This is a genomic window from Plantibacter sp. MCCC 1A11337 (assembly GCF_013349365.1).
GTDB classification, from domain to species: Bacteria; Actinomycetota; Actinomycetes; order Actinomycetales; family Microbacteriaceae; genus Plantibacter; species Plantibacter flavus_A.
On record NZ_JABJWX010000001.1, the window covers coordinates 170,513 to 187,178 of the forward strand.

Below are 16,666 nucleotides of genomic sequence, written 5' to 3' on the forward strand. Positions count from 1 at the left end.
AAAGCCTAGAGGGAGATGGGCTGGTCCGTGGGACGGACCGGGAAGGGAAGCTGGGTCTCGCCCTCGAGGTACTGGTCGACGGCCGCCGCCGCAGCGCGGCCCTCGGCGATCGCCCACACGATGAGGGACTGGCCACGACCGGCGTCGCCCGCGACGAACACGCCGGGCTGGTTGGTCTGGTAATCGTGCTCCCGTGCCACGTTGCCGCGCCCGGTGAAGGGGAGCTGGAACTGCGACTCGAGGGTCTCGCCCTCCGGGCCCGTGAATCCGAGCGCGAGGAGCACGAGGTCGGCCGGGATCTCACGTTCGGTGCCGCTCTTCGGCACGCGACGGCCGTCGACGAACTCCGTCTCGGCGACGCGGATCGCCCGCACTTCGCCGGCCTCGTTGGCGAGGAACTCGACGGTCGACACCAGGTACTCGCGGTTGCCGCCCTCCTCGTGTGCGCTCGCGACCTCGAAGAGCGTCGGCATCATGGGCCACGGCTGGTGTTCGGGCCGCTCCCCCGCCGGCTGCGTGCCGATGGCGAGGTTCGTGACGGAGGCGGCACCCTGACGGTGCGCCGTGCCGATGCAGTCGGCACCGGTGTCGCCGCCGCCGAGGACCACCACGTGCTTGTCCTCCGCCGTGATCTGGTCGGCGACCGTGTCGCCGGCGCCGACGCGGTTCGCCTGCACGAGGTACTCCATCGCGAAGTGGACCCCGGAGAGGTCACGACCGGGGATCGGGAGGTCGCGTGGCACCATCGCGCCGGTGGCGATGACGACGGCGTCGTAGCGGGCGCGGAGCTCGTCCCAGCTGATGTCGACCCCGATGTTCACGCCGGCGCGGAACCGGGTGCCTTCGTCCTGCATCTGCTTCAGCCGGATGTCGAGGTGCTTCTTCTCCATCTTGAAGTCGGGGATGCCGTAGCGCAGCAGACCACCGATGCGGTCGTCGCGCTCGTAGACCGCGACGGTGTGGCCGGCACGCGTCAGCTGCTGGGCTGCGGCGAGGCCGGCCGGCCCGGAGCCGACGACGGCGACCGTCTTGCCGGTCAGTCGCTCCGGCGGGTGGGACTCGACCCAACCGTTGGCGAACGCCTGATCGATGATCGAGACCTCGACCTGCTTGATGGTCACGGCGGGCTGGTTGATGCCCAGCACGCACGAACTCTCGCACGGCGCCGGGCAGAGACGGCCCGTGAACTCCGGGAAGTTGTTCGTGGCGTGCAGCCGTTCGATGGCCGAGCGTCCCTCGCCGCGCCACATCAGGTCGTTCCACTCCGGGATGAGGTTGCCCAGGGGGCAGCCCTGGTGGCAGAACGGGATGCCGCAGTCCATGCAGCGACCAGCCTGCTTGCGGACGGTCGCGGGGTCGCTCTGCTCGTAGACCTCTTTCCAGTCCATGATGCGGACCGGCACGGGCCGGCGCTTCGGGAGCTCGCGCTCCGGTACCTTCAGGAATCCCTTGGGATCAGCCACCGGTCACCTCCAGGATTCGGTTCCATACGATGTCGCCGTCGGGGTCGAGCCCCTCGTCGAGTGCGGTCTGTCGGGTCGCCAGGACCGCCGCGTAGTCACGCGGGAGGACCTTGACGAACCGGGCGAGTGAGTCTTCGATGTCGGCGAGCAGCCGGCCGGCCAGCGGAGAACCGGTCTCCACGACGTGCCGTTCGAGGAGGTCGCGGACGATCTCGGCGTCGGCACTGTCGAGTTCGGACAGGGTGAGCTCCCCCGAGGCGAGGGAGTCGCGGTTGACCTGGTCGCGTTCGAGGTCGAACACGTAGGCCGTGCCGCCGGACATGCCCGCGCCGAGGTTCCGGCCGGTCTGACCCAGGATGACGGCGAGACCGCCCGTCATGTACTCGAGCGCGTGGTCACCGACGCCTTCGACGACCGCCGTGGCGCCGGAGTTGCGCACCAGGAACCGCTCGCCGACGATCCCGCTCAGGAACATGGTGCCCTGGGTCGCGCCGTACCCGATGACGTTGCCGGCGATCACGTTCTCCTCGGGCGCGAAGGCGGCGCGCTCGGATGGCCGGACGACGATCTGTCCGCCGGACAGGCCCTTGCCGACGTAGTCGTTCGAGTCGCCGATGAGCCGCAGCGCGATGCCGCCGGGGAGGAACGCGCCGAAGGACTGCCCGGCCGAGCCGCGCAGGGTGATGTCGATGCTCCCTGCCGGGAGCCCGTTCTCGCCGTGCCGCCTGGTGACCTCGTGGCCGAGCATGGTGCCGACCGCCCGCTCCGTGTTGCGGATGGGCAGGTCGACCGAGAAGTGGCCACCGTGTTCGAGCACGTCCGAGGCGGCCGTGATGAGCTGCTGGTCGAAGTGCTTCTCGAGCTCGTGTTCCTGCGGCCGGCGGTTGATCCGCGGCTCGTCGTCGGCGAAGACGGGACCCACGAGGACCGGGGCCAGGTCGAGCCCGGACGCCTTCCAGTGGTCGATCGCCCGGTCGGCGTCGATCAGTTCGTTGTGGCCGATCGCCTCCTCGAGCGTCCGGAACCCGAGCTCGGCGAGGTACTCGCGCACCTCCTGGGCGATGAACTCGAAGAAGTTCACGACGAACTCCGGCTTGCCGGTGAACCGCTCGCGCAGCACCGGGTTCTGCGTCGCGACGCCGACCGGGCAGGTGTCGAGGTGGCACACGCGCATCATGACGCACCCGGAGACGACGAGCGGTGCCGTCGCGAAGCCGAACTCCTCCGCGCCGAGCAGTGCGCCGATGACGACGTCGCGTCCGGTCTTCATCTGACCGTCGACCTGCACCACGACGCGGTCGCGCATGTTGTTGAGCATGAGGGTCTGCTGCGTCTCAGCGAGACCCAGCTCCCAGGGCGTGCCCGCGTGCTTCAGGGAGTTCAACGGGCTCGCGCCGGTTCCGCCGTCGTGACCGGAGACGAGGATGACGTCCGAGAGCGCCTTCGCGACGCCTGCGGCCACGGCACCGATGCCGGACTGGCTGACCAGCTTGGTGTGGATCCGGGCCTTCGGGTTCGCACGCTTCAGGTCGAAGATGAGCTGCTTGAGGTCTTCGATGGAGTAGATGTCGTGGTGCGGCGGCGGCGAGATGAGGCCGACGCCCGCCGTGGCATGACGCGTCCGCGCCACCCACGGGTAGACCTTCGTCGGCGGCAACTGCCCGCCCTCACCGGGCTTCGCGCCCTGGGCGAGCTTGATCTGGATGTCGTCGGCGTGCGTGAGGTACATGCTCGTCACGCCGAACCGGCCGGAGGCGACCTGCTTGATCGCGCTGCGGCGCGTCGGGTCGAGGAGCCGGTCGACGTCCTCGCCACCCTCACCGGTGTTCGACTTGGCACCGATGCGGTTCATCGCGATCGCCAGCGTCTCGTGCGCCTCACGCGAGATGGAGCCGTAGCTCATCGCGCCGGTCGAGAACCGCTTCACGATCGAGGCGACCGATTCGACCTCGTCGAGCGGGACGGGCGGGCGGGCACCGGTGCGGAGGGTGAACATCCCGCGGAGCGTCATGAGCTGGGCCGCCTGGGAGTCGACCATGTGGGTGTACTCGCGGAAGATGTCGTACCGGCGCGTCTTGGTCGCGTGCTGGAGCTTGAAGACCGTCTCCGGGTTGAAGAGGTGCGGCGAACCGTCGCGACGCCACTGGTACTCACCGCCGGACTGCAGGCGCTCGTGGGCCGTCGATGCGGCGTCCTCGGGGTAGGCGTACCGGTGACGCTTCGCGTTCTCCTCGGCGATCACCTCGATGCCGACACCGCCGAGCTTCGTCTCCGTACCGGTGAAGTAGCTGTCGACGAGCTGCTGGCTCAGGCCGACGGCCTCGAAGGCCTGTGCTCCGGCGTAGGAGGACACCGTGGAGATGCCCATCTTCGACATGATCTTGAGCACGCCCTTGCCGAGCGCCTTGATCACGTTCTTGACGGCCTGCTCGCGGGTGACGCCCTGGATGAGGCCGCTGCGGACGAGGTCCTCGCAGCTCTCCATGGCCAGGTACGGGTTGATCGCGGAGGCGCCGTAGCCGATGAGCAGCGCGACGTGGTGGACCTCGCGCACGTCGCCGGCCTCGACGACGAGCCCGACCTTCATCCGGTTCTCGGCGCGGATGAGGTGGTGGTGCACGGCGGCGAGCGAGAGTAGCGACGGGATCGGCGCGAGGTCGGAGTTCGAGTCGCGGTCGCTCAGGACGATGAACTCCGAGCCTGCGAGGATCGCCTGGTCGACCTCGTCGCACATCTCGCGCAGGCGCGTCTCGAGTCCGGCCGAGCCGTCCTCGACGCGGTAGAGCGCCTTGACGGTCGTCGTCAGCGGGCTCGCCGGGTTCGGGTCGATGTGCTGGATCTTGGCGAGCTCGTCGTTGTCGATGACCGGGAAGTCGAGGACGACCTGCTTGGCGTGCTCGGGGCCCCACGAGAGGAGGTTGCGCTCTGGGCCGAGCCCGAGCTTCAGCGAGGTGACGACCTCCTCGCGGATCGAGTCGAGCGGCGGGTTGGTGACCTGGGCGAACTGCTGCACGAAGTAGTCGAACAGGAGCCGAGGGCGGTCGGAGAGCACCGCGATCGGGGTGTCCGAGCCCATCGCGCCGAGCGGCTCCGCACCGTTCTGGCCCATGGGCTGCAGGAGGATGCGCACCTCCTCCTCGGTGTACCCGAAGGTCCGCTGGCGGCGGGTGACGGATGCCGGCGTGTGCACGATGTGCTCGCGCTCCGGCAGGTCGCTCAGGTTGATGCGTCCGGCGTCGAGCCAGTCGCCCCAGGGTGCCGAAGCCGAGAGCTCGTCCTTGATCTCGTCGTCCTCGATGATCCGCCCGGCCTCGGTGTCGACGAGGAACATCTTCCCGGGACGCAGGCGGCCCTTGCGCTTGACCCGGCTCGGGTCGACGTCGAGGACGCCGATCTCGCTACCCAGGACGACGAGACCGTCGGTCGTCTCCAGCCACCGACCGGGACGCAGGCCGTTCCGGTCCAGGGTCGCGCCGACGAGTGAGCCGTCCGTGAAGGTGAGGGCGGCCGGACCGTCCCACGGCTCCATCTGCATGGAGTTGAACTCGTAGAAGTCGCGTCGCTCCTGCGACAGCCCGGTCTGCTTCTCCCAGGCCTCGGGGACCATCATCATCATGGCGTGCGGGAGGGACCGTCCGGTCAGCGTCAACAGCTCGAGGACCTCGTCGAACGAGGCGGAGTCGCTCGCTCCGGGCGTGATGATGGGGAGCAGCGGGCGGATGTCGCCGATGAGCTCGGACTCGAGCTGCGACTGCCGCGCGCGCATCCAGTTGCGGTTCCCCTCGACCGTGTTGATCTCGCCGTTGTGCGCCATCATGCGCAGCGGCTGGGCCAGCGGCCAGGACGGGAACGTGTTGGTGGAGTACCGCGAGTGGACGATGGCGAGCTTGGTCGCGAACCGCTCGTCGGACAGGTCGGGGTAGAACGGTTCGAGCTGGAGCGTCGTGACCATGCCCTTGTAGACGAGCGTGCGGCTCGACAGGGAGATGAAGTACGCCCCGAGCTCGCGCTCCGCCCGCTTCCGGAGCCGGAAGGCGAGTCGGTCGAGGGCGATCCCGGTCGGCGTCGAGGCTCCGGACCCGGTGACGAACAGTTGCTCGAACGCCGGCATGGCCGCACGGGCGAGCTTCCCCAACTCGTCGGGGTCGACCGGCACCTCGCGCCAGCCGAGGACGGTGAGTTCCTCCTCGGCAGCGATCGCGGCGATGCGGGTCTGGAGCTGTGCGCGCTCGGAGGCGTCGGTGGGCAGGAAGGCGATGCCCACGGCGTACGCGCCGAGCGGCGGCAGCTCGAATCCGGCGACGCCGCGCAGGAAGGCGTCGGGCATCTGGGTGAGGATGCCCGCGCCGTCGCCGGTCCCGGCGTCGGAACCGATCGCGCCGCGGTGCTCCAGGTTGCGGAGCGAACCGAGCGCCGCGTCGATGATGCTGTGCGAGGCCTCGCCCGTCAGGGTCGCGACCATCGCCAGGCCACAGGCGTCCTTCTCGTTCGCCGGGTCGTACATGCCCTGCTTGGGCGGAACCGAGCTGAACGAAGCGTACGGTGCATGCGCCATGGAATTACCGTCCTCACGAAAGGGGATCAGAAGGGGACGTCGCTGGCCCTGGGATGAAACGGGTGATGGATCCCCTGCTGAGCCGGGATCCACCGGGCCGACGAGGGTGCGTTCAGCCTAGGAGCGAGAGCCGGTCTTGCTTGTGGCGACCGTGGCTTCGGACGACGGAGTGGATGACGCAGTGCGGTCTGATCCGTCGGCATCGTCGTCGGCGGAGGCACTGCGCAGCCCCAGGTTCTCCGCGTCGGTGTCGTAGTAGTCTACCGCAGCCTTCGGATCGGCCCAGGAACGGCCGGGGACGTACGGCGACGGCTCGGCACCCGTGTGGCGACGCGACTGGATGACGATGATCGCGAGTCCGACGACGATCGCGAGGATCGCGGCCCAGACGTTGGCGCGGATGCCGAAGAGGTACTCGCTCGGGTCGATCCGGATGGTCTCCCACACCGTGCGACCGGCTCCGTACCAGATGAGGTAGACACCGAACAGGCGGCCCCACTGCGGGTTGAAGCGGTGTCCGATCCAGAGGATGACGGCCACCCCCAGCAGGTTCCAGATGATCTCGTACAGGAACGTGGGGTGGAAGAGCGTGCCGGCGGGCAGACCGATCGGGAACGCGGGGTTGCTGGCCTCGATCTCGAGGCCCCAGGGCAGGTCCGTGGGGAGCCCGTAGAGCTCGTGGTTGAAGTAGTTGCCGAGGCGACCGAACGCCTGGGCGAGCAGCAGGCCCGGCGCGAGGGCGTCGGCGAAGGTCCAGAACCGGATCCCCGTCATGCGGCAGCCGATGTAGGCGCCGACCGCTCCACCGATGAGCGAACCGAAGATCGCGATGCCGCCCTCCCAGATGTAGAGCGTCCGCAGGAGGTCCGCACCCGGGTAGAAGTAGTCGCCGGGGTGGGTCAGGACGTGGAAGATCCGCGCACCGATGATCCCCAAGGGGATGGCCCACAGGATGATGTCGAGCACGATGCCCGGCTCGGCACCGCGCTTCGTCAGCCGCCGGGAGGTGAGGATGGTGGCGGCGATGATCCCGGCGATGATGCAGAGCGCGTACATGTGCACCGTGAACGGGCCCACGCTGAAGGTCGCGATGTCCGGGTTCGGGCTCGGGATGCTGAGGGGTGCAATCACTGCAGTGGTCGCCTTTCGTTACGAACTCTGATCGAGTGTAGGGCTTTCAGCATCGCGGACGTGCTGAGGATACCCTCAGCGGGCGGTGCCGGCCGCGAGTGAACGGGCGACCTCGGTGATCGCCGGGACACCGCCGTCGGCGAGTGCCTTGACGAACACGGATCCGACGATGGCTCCGTCGGCGTACTCGAGGACCGAGCGGACCTGCTCCGCGGTCGAGATGCCGATGCCGACGCACGCGTGCTGTGCCCCGGCCGTGCGGAGCCGACCGACGAGGGTCTTCGCGGCGGCGTCGAGGTCCTGCCGGGCACCGGTGATGCCCATCGTGGAGACGGTGTAGACGAAGCCGCGGGAGTGTTCGGTCACGAGCGACAGGCGCTCGTCGCTCGAGGTCGGGGCTGCGAGGAAGACCCGGTCGAGGCCGTGTCGTTCGCTGGCGTCGAGCCAGTCCGCGGCGGCGTCGGGGGTGATGTCGGGCGTGATGAGCCCGGCTCCCCCGGCCGCTGCGAGATCGGAGGCGAACCGTTCGACGCCGTACTGCAGCACCGGGTTCCAGTACGTCATGACGAGGACCGGGACGTCCACGGCGGCGCGGATGGCGCTGATCGCCGTGAAGACGTCGCGCAACCGGAACCCCTCCGCGAGAGCCGTCATCGTCGCGGCCTGGATGACCGCTCCGTCCATGACGGGGTCCGAGTAGGGCACGCCGAGCTCGAGGACGTCGACGCCGTTCTGCGCGAGCACGATGGCGGCGTCGATGCTCGTCTGGAGGTCGGGGAACCCGACGGGGAGGTATCCGATGAGGGCGCCGCGGCGGTCCACGGAGGCCGCGTCGATCGCCGATGCGACCGGTGAGACCGTCGTGTGACCGGTGGCCGGGGCGGTCATGCGTTCCGCCCGGCCTCGTCGAGGAGACCGAAGTAGGTCGCAGCCGTCTCGACGTCCTTGTCTCCGCGCCCGGAGAGGTTGATCAGGATGGTCGCCTCAGGGCCGAGCTCCTTGCCGAGGACGATGGCCCCGGCAAGCGCGTGTGCGGACTCGATCGCGGGGATGATGCCCTCGGTGCGGCTCAGGAGCCGGAAGGCCTCCATCGCCTCGGCGTCCGTGGCAGGGACGTACGTCGCCCGCCCGGTGTCGGCGAGCCAGGCGTGCTCCGGTCCGACGCCAGGGTAGTCGAGCCCGGCGGAGATCGAGTGGGACTCGACGGTCTGGCCGTCGTCGTCCTGCAGGACGAAGGTGCGGGCACCGTGGAGGACGCCCGGACGACCGCGCCCGATGGACGCGGCATGCCGTGGGGTGTCGACGCCGTCGCCGGCCGCCTCGACCCCGTAGAGCGCGACGTCCGCGTCGTCGAGGAAGGCGTGGAAGATCCCGATCGCGTTGGAGCCGCCACCGACGCAGGCGACGACCGCGTCCGGGAGTGAACCGTTCAACTCGAGGAGCTGTGCGCGGGCCTCTTCGCCGATGATCTTCTGGAAGTCGCGCACCATCACTGGGAACGGATGTGGGCCAGCTGCGGTGCCGAAGATGTAGTTCGTCGTCTCGACCGAGGCGACCCAGTCGCGGTACGCCTCGTTGATGGCGTCCTTGAGGGTCCGCGATCCGGTCGTCACGGGGATGACGGTCGCGCCGAGGAGTCGCATCCGGGCGACGTTGAGCGCCTGGCGTTCGGTGTCGACCTCGCCCATGTAGATCGTGCAGTCGAGGCCGAAGAGTGCGGCCGCGGTGGCCGTGGCCACACCGTGCTGACCGGCTCCGGTCTCGGCGATGACGCGGGTCTTGCCGATGCGCTTCGTGAGGAGCGCCTGGCCCAGGACGTTGTTGATCTTGTGCGAGCCGGTGTGGTTGAGGTCCTCGCGCTTGAGGAAGATGCGCGCGCCGCCCGCCGATGCGGCGAAGCGGGGCACCTCGGTGATGATCGACGGGCGGCCGGCGTAGTCGCGGAGCAGCGTCGTGAGCTCGGCCTGGAAGCTCTCGTCGGCCTTGGCGGCCTCGTAGGCCGTCGCGAGTTCGTCGACCGCGGCGATGAGCGCCTCAGGCATGTAGCGTCCGCCGAAGTCGCCGAAGAACGGGCCTGCCTCGTCTCGGAGGTGCGTCGACTCCGCGTGGGCGGGGGTGGCTGGTGACATGGTCATGCGGTGGCTCCCAGGAACTGTTCGAGGGTGGCGACGGGGTCGCCGGTGACGAGCGCCTCGCCGACCAGGACGACGTCGGCGCCGTCACGTCGGTAGGCGGCGACGTCGGCGGCGCGGAGCACGGCGGACTCGGCCACCTTGACGGCGTCGGCGGGGAAACGGTCGGTCAACGAGCCGAAGAGGTGTTGGTCGAGTTCGAAGGTGCTGAGATTCCGCGCGTTGACGCCGATGAGCCGGGCGCCGATGTCGCTCGCCCTCGACAGCTCATCGGCTGAATGGGTCTCGACCAGTGGCGTCATGCCGAGCTGCACGACGAGCTCGTGCAGCGACGACAGCGTGGCCTGATCGAGTCCGGCGACGATCAGGAGCACCAGGTCGGCGCCGGATGCCCGGGCTTCGAACACCTGGTACGGCAAGGAGATGAAGTCCTTGCGCAGGACCGGGATGCGGATCGCGGCCCGGACGGCCTCGAGGTCCTGCAGCGAACCACCGAACTTCCGGCCCTCGGTTAGCACACTGACCGCGCTGGCTCCACCCCGCTCGTAGAGCGAGGCGAGGAGCGCCGGGTCGGGGATGTCGGCCAATGCGCCGCGTGACGGGCTGGACCGCTTGACCTCGGCGATGATCTTGACCTGGTCGGCCGGGGCGAGCGCAGCGAGGGCGTCGATGGCCGGAGGGGCCTCGACGGCAGCGGCTTCGACGACTGCAGCCGGACGGCCAGCGAGGCGCCCGAGGGCGTCCTCCTTCGCGCCGGCCATCAGGTCGGCGAGCATGCTCAGTGCTCTTTCGCCACGGTCTTGGACCCACCGACGCCGTATCCCGCCTTGGCGAGGACACCGCCCGTGATCCACCCGAGGAGGAGGAGGCCGGCCGACGCCCACACGAGGACGGGCATGTCGAGCCAGAAGAAGACCGTACCGGCGGCGAACGCGACCAACATGATGATCACGGCCGTCCAGGCGGCGGGCGAGTGTCCGTGGCCGGGGTCCGAGGGGTCGGTGCTCATGGTTCTCCTTCTGTGCGAGTGCGGGTTCCAGTGTACCGGCAAGCGGTGCGCGGTTCCGTGCGTGGGCCACGAGTTCCCAGGTGGCCCGGGGTGCCGTCGTGAGTCGGCGGAGCGGTCAGCGCGTCGGGTCGTCGCCGCGGCTGAGGTCGTCCCAGGCGCCCACCGGGTCGGCGCTCGGGGCCGTCTCCACCTGGGTGAACCGGACCGCCTGGTACTTCTTCGACGGACCGGGCCACCGGCGGTGGGTGAGCACGGTCGCGAGCCCGGCGAGGCCGAGCACGACGCCGAGCACCAGGGTGATCGCCGGCCACGCGGTGAGCGTGGTCGCCGCGACGAGGTCGATGGTCGACTGACTTCCGGCCACGCCCGTGGCCTCGGTCACGGCCGCCGCGCCTGCGGTCGCCGGCGAGGCGAGCACCGCGATCGACGAGATCATGACGCAGGCGCCGATCACGGCCTCCAGCAGGCCGAGGATGATGCGGAACACCGGCCCGGCGATGGCCAGTGCCGCGACGAGGGCGAGACCGGCCAGGGCGAGTGCGGACAGAGCGGGAGCGGCGACGGAGCCGACCACGTCGAGCGCGCCGGAGTGTGGGCCGACGCCCACGAGGCTGATCGAGAGCCAGGTCTGGGTCCATGCCGCGAGGATGAGCGCGTCGGCGAGGACGGCGGTGACGAGGAGCAGGGTCTTCAGGCGGCGCTGACGACTGCGCAGAGCTCGTGACTCGAGCTCGTCAGCCGCGGACGGTTCGTCGGGCCTCGGCGGCTCCACCGGTCCGGACTGGGGTGCTGCAGTGCTCTCGGTCATGCTCCAACTCGATTCATGGTGTCGGCGTCGGTGCTGTGACGACGTCGAGGCTCCGGCCGTCGAAACAGCTGCGCGTCCCCGTGTGACAGGCGGCACCGTGCTGATCGACCTCCACCAACAGGGTATCCCCGTCGCAGTCGTAGGCGAGCGACCGGACGAACTGCACGTGGCCGGAGGTGTCCCCTTTGCGCCAGTACTCCTGTCGTGACCGGGACCAGTAGGTGACCCGCCCCTCGGTCATCGTCCGGCGGACGGCCTCGGCGTCCATCCACCCGAGCATGAGCACCTCGCGTGAGTCCCACTGCTGCACGATCGCGGGAAGCAGGCCATGCGCGTCGAAGGTGAGCTGGCCGATCGCGGTCTCCGGGTCGGCGCCCACCGGGATGGTGATGTCCGCGCTCATGCCCGCACCGTCCAACCGGCGTCGGCGAGTTCCTGTTTGACCTGGCCGATCGTCAACTCGCCGTTGTGGAAGACGCTCGCGGCGAGGACGGCGTCGGCACCCGCGGCGATGGCGGGTGGGAAGTCGGCGAGGCGGCCTGCTCCCCCGGACGCGATGACGGGAACCCGGCTGATCTCGCGCATGGCGCTGATGAGCTCGGTGTCGAACCCGGCCTTGGTGCCGTCGGCGTCGATCGAGTTCACCAACAGCTCGCCCGCACCGCGTTCGATCGCCTCGGCGGCCCAGGCGAGCGCGTCGAGCTCGGTCTCTCGTCGGCCGCCGTGTGTCGTGACGATCCATCCGGATGCGCTGCCGGCGTGTCGCTTCACGTCCAGGGAGAGGACGAGGACCTGAGCGCCGAATCGGTCGGCTATCTCCCCCAGCAACTCCGGCCGGGCGATCGCGGCGCTGTTCACGCCGACCTTGTCCGCTCCGCTGGCCAGCAGCCGGGAGACGTCCTGGGTCGAGCGGACCCCGCCGCCGACCGTGAGCGGGATGAAGACCTGCTCGGCGGTGCGGCTGACGAGGTCGTAGGTGGTGTCGCGTTCGGCCACGGTGGCCGTGACGTCGAGGAAGGTCAGTTCATCGGCGCCCTGCTCGGCGTAGCGCTTCGCGAGCTCGACCGGATCGCCGGCATCGCGGAGGTCGAGGAAGTTGACGCCCTTCACGACGCGCCCGTCGGCGACGTCGAGACAGGGGATGACTCGGGTGGCGAGTGACACGGAGGCCTCCGCAGGGCGACTGGGGCGGGTGATGATGGAGGGGCGACTCAGAGTCGGGCGGCGTGGATGGCCGTGACGAGGATGGCGCGTGCGCCGAGCTCGTAGAGGCGGTCCATGACGTCGTTCGCGTCGCCGCGAGGGATCATGACCCGGACCGCCACCCACTCTGGGTCGCGGAGCGGCGAGATCGTCGGCGACTCGATGCCACCGGCGACGGCGGTCGCCTGCTCGAGCAGCCGGACCGGGAGGTCGTAGTCGACGAGCACGTACTGCCGCGCGACGAGCACGCCCTGCAGGCGGCGGATGAGCGTCGCCGTGGTGGGCTTCGTCTCCGGCGACGCGATGAGCACGGCGGTGGAGTCGAGGATCACCGGGCCGAAGATGCCGAGGCCGGCCTTCCGGAGGGTCGTGCCGGTGGACACGACGTCCGCCACCGCGTCCGCGACCCCGAGCTGGACCGCCGATTCGACCGCACCGTCGAGGTGGACGAGCGTGGCATCCACACCGGCGTCGCGGAGGAAGTTGCCGACGAGGCCGGGGTAACTGGTGGCGACGGTCTTCCCCGCGAGATCGGAGAGCTCGGAGAATTCGTCGGCCGGACCGGCGAAGCGGAACGTCGAGCCGCCGAAGCCCAGCTCGGCGAGTTCGGTGGCGGCGGAGTGCGAGTCCAGGAGCAGATCGCGCCCCGTGATGCCGATGTCGAGGGCGCCGGAACCGACGTAGGTCGCGATGTCGCGCGGACGGAGGTAGAAGAACTCGACGTCGTTCCGTGCGTCGACGACGTGGAGCTCCTTGGTGTCGCGACGGGTCGCGTAGCCGGCCTCCTGCAGCATCTCGACGGCGGTCTCGGACAGCGAGCCCTTGTTGGGCACGGCGACTCTCAGCATGGGGTGACTTTCGTGTTGTGCGACGGTGTCTCGACAGGGTGATCAGGAGGCGCGGCGGATGCGCCGCGACGAGCTCCTACAGATGTCGGTAGACGTCGGCGGGGGTGAGCCCCTTCGCCACCATCATCACCTGCACGTGGTAGAGCAGCTGGGAGATCTCCTCGGCCGTCTCGGTGTCGCTCTGGTACTCGGCGGCCATCCACACCTCGGCGGCCTCCTCGACGATCTTCTTCCCGATGCCGTGCACACCCGTGTCCAGTTCGCGGACGGTGCCGGAACCCTCCGGCCGGGTCTCGGCCTTCAGGCGCAGCTCGTCGAACAGCTCGTCGAAGGTTTTCACGTGCTCCAGGGTACCGGTTCCGGGCGGCGGTGCGCACCGCGGACGCGCTCGACCGGCCCGCCGGGTCAGTGGGTGTGCGTCGACGCCTCGGCGGCGGCCCGGAGGAGCGCGATGTTCGACGCCGGATCGGAACCGCTGTAGACCGCCGACCCCGCGACGAAGGTGTCCGCGCCGGCGGCGGCAGCGATCCCGATCGTGTCCGCGGAGATCCCGCCGTCGACCTGGAGCCAGACGTCGAGACCGGTGCGCGCGACCTCGGCCGACAGCGCCTGCAGCTTCGGCATGGTCTCCGGCATGAACGACTGTCCGCCGAACCCCGGCTCGACCGTCATGACGAGCACCTGGTCGAACTCCGGCAGGAGTTCCAGGTACGGCTCGATGGGCGTGCCGGGCTTCACGGCGATCCCGGCGCGTGCCCCGATGGAACGCAGGCGTCTGGCGAGGGCGACGGGGTCGCTGGTGGCCTCGGCGTGGAACGTCACCGAGTACGCCCCGAGCTCGGCGTAGCCGGGAGCCCATCGATCGACGTCCGAGATCATGAGGTGGACGTCGAGCGGGACCGGAGACACGTCCTGGATGCGACCGACCATCTGCGGACCGAACGTGAGGTTCGGGACGAAATGGTTGTCCATGACGTCGACATGGACGAGGTCGGCGCTCGCGATCCGCTCCAGGTCGGCCTGGAGGTTCACGAAATCGGCGGACAGGATGCTCGGGTTGATGCGCGCGGACATGTGCTCGAGCCTATCGATCGACAGCGGGTCCGGCCGACTCCGCGGGCTTGCGAAGGAGGGCGATGTACATGGCGTCGGTGCCCTGGCGGTGCGGCCAGAGCTGGACCGCGCCACCGGGTGCCGCGGCGTCGAGCGGTTCGGTCGTGACCTGGTCGAGCACCGCGGAGGTGTCGAGCCGCTCCATCCCGGGATGGGCTCGCAGGGCGCTCTCCACGATCAGTGCCGTCTCGCCGACGTGCGGCGAACACGTCACGTACGCCACGATCCCGCCGGGAGCGAGCGCGGTGATGGCGGCATCGAGCAGTGAGCCCTGCAGACGGGTCAGCTCGGAGACGTCCTTCGGCGTCTTCCGCCACCGCGCCTCCGGTCGTCGTCGCAGCGCGCCGAGCCCGGTGCACGGGGCGTCGAGGAGGATGCGGTCGTAGGTCTCGGGATGCGCTGCCGCGAGCGTCGTGCCGTCGGCGGTCGAGACCGACACGTCGAGCGGGACACCTGCGAGGGCGCGCTCCACGAGACGGGCCCTGGCGGGGACCAGTTCGTTCGCGTCGAGGCGTGCCTCCCCGGCGAGGGCCTCGGCGGCCAGCAGCGCCGCCTTGCCCCCAGGCCCCGCACAGAGGTCGAGCCATCGCTCGCCGGACCGCACCGGCACCGCCCGCGTCAGCGCGAGCGCGGCGAGCTGCGAGCCCTCGTCCTGGACGCGGAGGCGCCCGCCGCCGGTCCCGACGAGTTGCACCGGGTCGCCGCCGGCGCTGCGGAAGCCGTACGGCGAGAACCGGTTGGGTTCGGCGTCCTCGGGCCGGTCGGCGAGCCCCGGGAGTGCGATGAGGTTCACCTGCGGGGCGAGGTTGTCCGCGGCCAGCGCGTCCTCGAGTTCGTCGCCGCGGTCCTGCAGATCGAGCGCCTGTCTGATGGCCCGAACGACCCACGCCGGGTGTGCGGTGCTCACGGCCAGGCGATCGGTGTCGTTCGTGGCCTCAGCCAGCAGGATCCGCTCCCACTCGGCGGGTTCGGTCCGCGAGATGGTGCGGAGGACGCCGTTGGTGAAGCCGGCTGCGGACCGTGAACCCGCGGAGCGGGCGAGCTCGACCGACTCGTTCACGGCGGCGTGGCCTGGGACGCGCATGGAGAGCAGCTGATGGGCTCCGAGCCGCAGGACGTCGAGGATCGCGTCGTCGATCTCGGTCACGGGACGCTTGGCGGCGTGCGCGATGACCCGATCGTAGTACCCGCGTCGGCGGAGGGTGCCGTACGTCAGTTCGGTCGCGAGGCCCGCGTCCGCCGGACTCAACTTCGCCTCGGCCAGCCGGTGCGGCAGGAGGAGGTTCGCGTAGGAGTCCGAGGTGCTGACGGCGTGGATGACGTCGAAGGCCACTCGGCGTGCCGGCTGCACGGTCGCCGAGTCACGCGGACGCGTGGGACGCTGGCGTCCTCGACGGGGTTCCACGTCGCGGGGCCGTCGGTCGCGGCGTCGCTGGCCCTCGGGCTGCTGGCCGCTCACGCGGTGACCAGCCGATCGGTTCCCGTGGACGCACCGCGCCACCAGTCGGCGGCCGGCATCGCCGTCCGTCCCGCCGGCTGCACCTCCAGGAGTTGCAACGGGGTGTCCGCCGTGCCGACCAGGACGAGGCCGTCGACGGACACGATCGTCCCGGGCGCCGGCGGATCCGTCGGCATGGTCGATGCGGGGACGGCGCGGTGCACCTTCACCCGTGCCTCGTCGAGGACGGTGAACGCGCCCGGCTCGGGGGTGACCCCGCGGATCTGCGACCACACGTCGGCGACGGGGCGGTCCCAGACGATCCGGCCGTCCTGGCCGTCGAGCTTCGGCGCGAGGGACACCTCGCCCTGCTGCGGGGCCGCGACCGCGGTGCCGGCGGCGATGGCGGCGACGACCTCGGCAGTGAGCGGTGCGCCGAGCTCGGCGAGCCGGTCGAGGAGCTCCCCCGACGTCTCGCCCTCGCCGATCGGCGTCTCCACGGTGGCGAAGACGTCTCCGGCGTCAAGAGCCGGCACGAGCTGGAAGACCGACGCGCCGGTGACCGCGTCTCCGGCCATCACGGACCGCTGGACGGGCGCCGCGCCGCGCCAGGCCGGCAGCAACGAGAAGTGCAGATTGATCCAACCGTGTGCCGGCGCGGACAGGAGGGGTTCGCGGACGAGCCCGCCGTACGCGACGATCACGCCGAGTTCCGCACGGAGCGCGACGATCCGCGCCGTCGCGTCGTCGTCGAGACGTGCGGCGCGGATGACCGGGAGCCCGAGCCGTTCGGCGGCCGCTGCCACCGGCGACGGGGTCAGGACCCGCTTGCGGCCGAGCGGGGCGTCGGGTCGGGTCACGACGGCCGCGATCTCGTGCCCGGCCGAGACGAGGGCGTCGAGCGTCGGGACGGCGACGGCGGGGGTGCCGGCGAAGACCAGCCTCATGCGGTTCGGACTTCGTGGA

The 16,666-nt window shown here is 70.1% G+C and carries 15 protein-coding genes; all 15 read right to left on the reverse strand.

What is annotated here, in order from left to right:
• Positions 1-5: 5 nt before the first annotated feature.
• Positions 6-1,463, reverse strand: coding sequence for a glutamate synthase subunit beta (locus tag HOW07_RS00790; RefSeq protein ID WP_121290658.1), 1,458 nt, complete (start codon positions 1,461-1,463; stop codon positions 6-8).
• Complete coding sequence (gltB, locus tag HOW07_RS00795) at positions 1,456-6,018, reverse strand: glutamate synthase large subunit (RefSeq protein WP_121290660.1); 4,563 nt, start codon at positions 6,016-6,018, stop codon at positions 1,456-1,458. The genes HOW07_RS00790 and gltB overlap by 8 nt, the downstream gene beginning before the upstream one ends.
• Positions 6,019-6,135: 117 nt before the next feature.
• A complete protein-coding gene (gene lgt, locus HOW07_RS00800; RefSeq protein ID WP_079002517.1) occupies positions 6,136-7,149 on the reverse strand; it encodes a prolipoprotein diacylglyceryl transferase in 1,014 nt (337 codons plus the stop codon).
• Between the two features lie 75 nt (positions 7,150-7,224).
• Positions 7,225-8,037: a tryptophan synthase subunit alpha gene (trpA, locus tag HOW07_RS00805; protein WP_175115838.1), complete on the reverse strand. Its 813-nt coding sequence runs from the start codon at positions 8,035-8,037 to the stop codon at positions 7,225-7,227.
• Positions 8,034-9,284 carry a tryptophan synthase subunit beta gene (gene trpB, locus HOW07_RS00810; protein WP_369808438.1) on the reverse strand — a complete coding sequence of 417 codons (1,251 nt, stop codon included), beginning with the start codon at positions 9,282-9,284 and terminating at the stop codon, positions 8,034-8,036. Before trpB ends, trpA begins: the two co-directional genes overlap by 4 nt.
• Positions 9,281-10,057, reverse strand: coding sequence for an indole-3-glycerol phosphate synthase TrpC (trpC, locus tag HOW07_RS00815; RefSeq protein WP_121290664.1), 777 nt, complete (start codon positions 10,055-10,057; stop codon positions 9,281-9,283). Before trpC ends, trpB begins: the two co-directional genes overlap by 4 nt.
• A 2-nt stretch (positions 10,058-10,059) precedes the next feature.
• The gene (locus tag HOW07_RS00820) at positions 10,060-10,290 is read right to left on the reverse strand and encodes a DUF6704 family protein (protein WP_064293851.1); all 231 of its coding nucleotides are present in this window, start codon (positions 10,288-10,290) and stop codon (positions 10,060-10,062) included.
• Positions 10,291-10,405: 115 nt separating this feature from the next.
• Positions 10,406-11,098 carry a Trp biosynthesis-associated membrane protein gene (locus HOW07_RS00825; RefSeq protein WP_175115839.1) on the reverse strand — a complete coding sequence of 231 codons (693 nt, stop codon included), beginning with the start codon at positions 11,096-11,098 and terminating at the stop codon, positions 10,406-10,408.
• Between the two features lie 13 nt (positions 11,099-11,111).
• Complete coding sequence (hisI, locus tag HOW07_RS00830) at positions 11,112-11,501, reverse strand: phosphoribosyl-AMP cyclohydrolase (RefSeq protein ID WP_175115840.1); 390 nt, start codon at positions 11,499-11,501, stop codon at positions 11,112-11,114.
• Entirely contained in the window at positions 11,498-12,262 is a 765-nt protein-coding gene (gene hisF, locus HOW07_RS00835) for an imidazole glycerol phosphate synthase subunit HisF (protein WP_175115841.1), read from the reverse strand. The genes hisI and hisF overlap by 4 nt, the downstream gene beginning before the upstream one ends.
• A gap of 47 nt (positions 12,263-12,309) precedes the next feature.
• Complete coding sequence (gene hisG / locus HOW07_RS00840; protein WP_064293848.1) at positions 12,310-13,149, reverse strand: ATP phosphoribosyltransferase; 840 nt, start codon at positions 13,147-13,149, stop codon at positions 12,310-12,312.
• A 76-nt stretch (positions 13,150-13,225) separates the two neighbouring features.
• On the reverse strand, positions 13,226-13,489 hold the full coding sequence (locus HOW07_RS00845) for a phosphoribosyl-ATP diphosphatase (protein ID WP_064293847.1): 264 nt from the start codon (positions 13,487-13,489) through the stop codon (positions 13,226-13,228).
• A 65-nt stretch (positions 13,490-13,554) separates the two neighbouring features.
• Positions 13,555-14,223, reverse strand: a complete 669-nt coding sequence (rpe, locus tag HOW07_RS00850; RefSeq protein WP_121290668.1) for a ribulose-phosphate 3-epimerase — start codon at positions 14,221-14,223, stop codon at positions 13,555-13,557.
• Positions 14,224-14,233: 10 nt separating this feature from the next.
• Positions 14,234-15,721 carry an RsmB/NOP family class I SAM-dependent RNA methyltransferase gene (locus HOW07_RS00855; protein WP_371743539.1) on the reverse strand — a complete coding sequence of 496 codons (1,488 nt, stop codon included), beginning with the start codon at positions 15,719-15,721 and terminating at the stop codon, positions 14,234-14,236.
• Positions 15,718-16,647, reverse strand: a complete 930-nt coding sequence (fmt, locus tag HOW07_RS00860) for a methionyl-tRNA formyltransferase (RefSeq protein WP_175115842.1) — start codon at positions 16,645-16,647, stop codon at positions 15,718-15,720. The genes HOW07_RS00855 and fmt overlap by 4 nt, the downstream gene beginning before the upstream one ends.
• Positions 16,648-16,666 lie beyond the last annotated feature (19 nt).

Bases quoted from the DNA above. Each gene is read 5' to 3' on its own strand.
- gltB (WP_121290660.1), bottom strand. From the start codon at position 6,018: ATGGCGCATGCACCGTACGCTTCGTTCAGCTCGGTTCCGCCCAAGCAG.
- trpA (WP_175115838.1), bottom strand. From the start codon at position 8,037: ATGACCGCCCCGGCCACCGGTCACACGACGGTCTCACCGGTCGCATCG.
- trpB (WP_369808438.1), bottom strand. From the start codon at position 9,284: ATGACCATGTCACCAGCCACCCCCGCCCACGCGGAGTCGACGCACCTC.
- trpC (WP_121290664.1), bottom strand. From the start codon at position 10,057: ATGCTCGCCGACCTGATGGCCGGCGCGAAGGAGGACGCCCTCGGGCGC.
- HOW07_RS00820 (WP_064293851.1), bottom strand. From the start codon at position 10,290: ATGAGCACCGACCCCTCGGACCCCGGCCACGGACACTCGCCCGCCGCC.
- HOW07_RS00825 (WP_175115839.1), bottom strand. From the start codon at position 11,098: ATGACCGAGAGCACTGCAGCACCCCAGTCCGGACCGGTGGAGCCGCCG.
- hisI (WP_175115840.1), bottom strand. From the start codon at position 11,501: ATGAGCGCGGACATCACCATCCCGGTGGGCGCCGACCCGGAGACCGCG.
- hisG (WP_064293848.1), bottom strand. From the start codon at position 13,149: ATGCTGAGAGTCGCCGTGCCCAACAAGGGCTCGCTGTCCGAGACCGCC.
- rpe (WP_121290668.1), bottom strand. From the start codon at position 14,223: ATGTCCGCGCGCATCAACCCGAGCATCCTGTCCGCCGATTTCGTGAAC.
- fmt (WP_175115842.1), bottom strand. From the start codon at position 16,647: ATGAGGCTGGTCTTCGCCGGCACCCCCGCCGTCGCCGTCCCGACGCTC.